The 2,910-nt window shown below is 67.0% G+C and carries 3 protein-coding genes; all 3 read left to right on the forward strand.

Annotated features, from left to right (window positions below):
• A partial coding sequence (locus tag A9W95_RS17870; protein WP_067415588.1) for a 3'(2'),5'-bisphosphate nucleotidase CysQ occupies window positions 1–612 on the forward strand: 612 nt, incomplete at its 5' end.
• Window positions 613–813: 201 nt separating this feature from the next.
• Complete coding sequence (gene mshC / locus A9W95_RS17875; protein ID WP_067415592.1) at window positions 814–2,067, forward strand: cysteine--1-D-myo-inosityl 2-amino-2-deoxy-alpha-D-glucopyranoside ligase; 1,254 nt, start codon at window positions 814–816, stop codon at window positions 2,065–2,067.
• A gap of 417 nt (window positions 2,068–2,484) precedes the next feature.
• Window positions 2,485–2,910: ATP-binding protein (locus tag A9W95_RS17880; RefSeq protein WP_156746265.1), on the forward strand; the 426-nt coding region annotated here is incomplete at its 3' end.

Genomic DNA, 2,910 nt, shown 5'->3' on the forward strand with positions numbered 1-2,910 from the left:
CGGCCCGGCGACGCGGTGCTCAGCGAGGAAGCGTACGACGACCTGATGCGGGTGAACTGTGACCGGGTGTGGATCATCGATCCGCTGGACGGCACCCGGGAGTTCTCCACGCGCGGCCGCGACGACTGGGCCGTGCACGTCGCGCTTTGGCAGCGGCCCACCAACGGGGAGCGGCAGATCACCGACGCTGCCGTGTCGCTGCCCGCGCGCGGGAACGTGGTCTATCGGACGGACACCGTCAGCGACAATTCCGCGCCCGTCGGTGTTCCCGACACGTTGCGAGTGACCGTCAGCTCTACCCGGCCACCGCCGGTCCTGCACCGCATTCGCCAGATGCTCGACATCGAGACGGTGCCGATTGGTTCGGCGGGGGCCAAGGCGATGGCCGTGGTCGACGGCTATGTCGACGCCTACCTCCACGCCGGCGGGCAGTGGGAGTGGGACTCGGCCGCACCCGCGGGGGTGGTGATGGCCGCCGGGATGCACGCGTCGCGGCTGGATGGCTCCCCGCTGGAGTACAACCAGGTCGACCCGTACCTGCCCGATCTGCTGATGTGCCGGGCGGATGTGGCGCCGGTGCTGCTGGACGCGATCTGGCGCGCGTGGCGGTAGGCCGCATCCCTTGCCTGTCCCCGCTGTCACTCCCGCCTCTGTCCCGGGCGCACGTGAAAGTGCCCACCTCACAGCGGCAGGACCGTTGTCGCGCTGAGGTGGGCACAAAGAGCACCTCGGCCCGGAGGGGAGGAAGTGACCGGTGTGACCCCCAAGACGTCCGCGCCGGGCGGCATCCTGTCCCCGGCTAAAGTCAACGACATGGAGTCGTGGTCATCCGCACCCGTTCCGGCGCTGCCCGGGCGAGGCCCGGAGCTACGGCTCTACGACACCGCCGACCGTCAGGTGCGCCCGGTCACCCCCGGCGCCACGGCCAGCATGTACGTGTGCGGCATCACCCCGTATGACGCCACCCATCTTGGCCACGCCGCCACCTATCTCACCTTCGACCTGATCCACCGGCTCTGGCTGGACCTCGGGCGCCAAGTCCACTACGTGCAGAACGTCACCGACGTCGACGACCCGCTGTTCGAGCGCGCCCAGCGCGACGGCATCGACTGGCGCGACCTCGCCGACACCGAGGTCGCGCTGTTCCGCGAGGACATGACCGCGCTGCGGGTCTTGGCGCCGCAGGAGTACGTCGGAGCCACCGAGGCAATTCCCGAGATGGTCGAACTCATCGAGAAAATGCTGGCCTCCGGCGCCGCCTACGTCGTCGACCCCGAACTCGGCGACTACCCCGACGTCTACTACCGCGCCGACGCCACACTGCAATTCGGCTACGAGTCCGGCTATGACCGCGCGACGATGCTCGACCTGTTCGCCCAACGCGGCGGCGACCCGCATCGGCCCGGCAAGACCGACGAGCTCGACGCGCTGCTATGGCGCGCGCAGCGGCCGGGGGAACCGAGTTGGCCGTCTCCGTTCGGCCCCGGCCGGCCCGGCTGGCACGTCGAGTGCGCGGCCATCGCGCTCAGCCGCATCGGGGCGAACCTGGACATCCAAGGCGGCGGCAGCGATCTGATCTTTCCGCACCACGAGTTCACCGCCGCGCACGCCGAATGTGTCAGCGGCGAAAGGCGTTTCGCACGCCATTACGTCCATGCCGGAATGATCGGCTGGGATGGACACAAGATGTCCAAAAGCCGCGGCAACCTGGTGCTGGTCTCGGCGTTGCGCGCGCAAGGCATCGACCCGGCGGTGGTGCGTCTCGGTTTGCTTTCCGGCCACTACCGAGCCGACCGCTATTGGAGCCAGGACGTCCTCGACGAGGCGGCGGCGCGGCTGCAGCGTTGGCGCGCGGCCGCCGCTCTGGCCGTCGGACCCGACGCCGCTGACGTCATCGCCCGTGTACGCCAATACCTCGCCGACGATCTGGACACGCCGAAAGCCATTGCCGCTGTTGACGGTTGGAGCACCGACGCCTTGGAGTACGGCGGCCATGACGCCCAGGCACCGCGAGCGGTGGCGAACACCGTCGATGCGCTGCTTGGGGTGCGTCTGCAAGCGCCGTGACGATCGGCGTTTGCAATGTTTGCTACAGCCAATTCTTGACGAGTCTGATAAATTACGAACAACCTGCATAAGCTGGTTGTTTAATTGCACAGGTGTTGAGTGACTGGTAGTAAAAATCATTTGCTTAGAATGGCGCGCTCACGGGTATGCCGCACAGAGGGTCGGGTGAGAGGTGCGACGTCCGATGTACGACCGGAGTAGGCGGTGCGTGGCGGGCGCACGTGAGCAACACAGATTCGTGCCATGACAGTCGCCGACTCACCTCTGTCAAGTGTCAACCGGGAAGCAAGCTCTACGCCGCTGCGCAATCGGCCGACGCCTGATCCCGCCGCCGGAAGGTTGATAAGGCTTCCTCAAGCGCGACCATTGCCACACCCTTGCCCGCCGCAGCCCGGAAGCGATTGGACATGGCCAATAGTGGCGCGAGCCGAGGAGTTCCGTCTCGCGCTGGCCGCACTCAATGACGTTGAGCTGCAAGGGGTCGCGTTGGTCGGCGACAGTGGAGCCGGGAAGTCGACCTTGGCGCGGATGCTGGCGAAGACGGCGCAGGCGGCCGGGCGGACGGTGCGCTTTGCGCTGGGTACCCAGACCGGGTCCACTGTGCCGCTGGGCGCGTTTTCTCGAGCGGTCACCCTTGAGGTAGCGCACGAACCGGCCATGATGCTGGCCGCTGCACACAAAACCCTCTCCAGGGACAAAAACCTTCTGGTGGTTGTCGATGACGCCCAACTACTCGATCCGTTGTCCGCCACCCTGGTGAACCAACTGGCGGCCAATCGCAGCGCGCGGCTGATCGTGACTATCCGGTCCGGAGAGCCCGTCCTGGACGCCGTGACCGCGCTG

This window comes from Mycobacterium sp. 1423905.2 (genome assembly GCF_001673155.1).
Lineage (GTDB): Bacteria > Actinomycetota > Actinomycetes > Mycobacteriales > Mycobacteriaceae > Mycobacterium.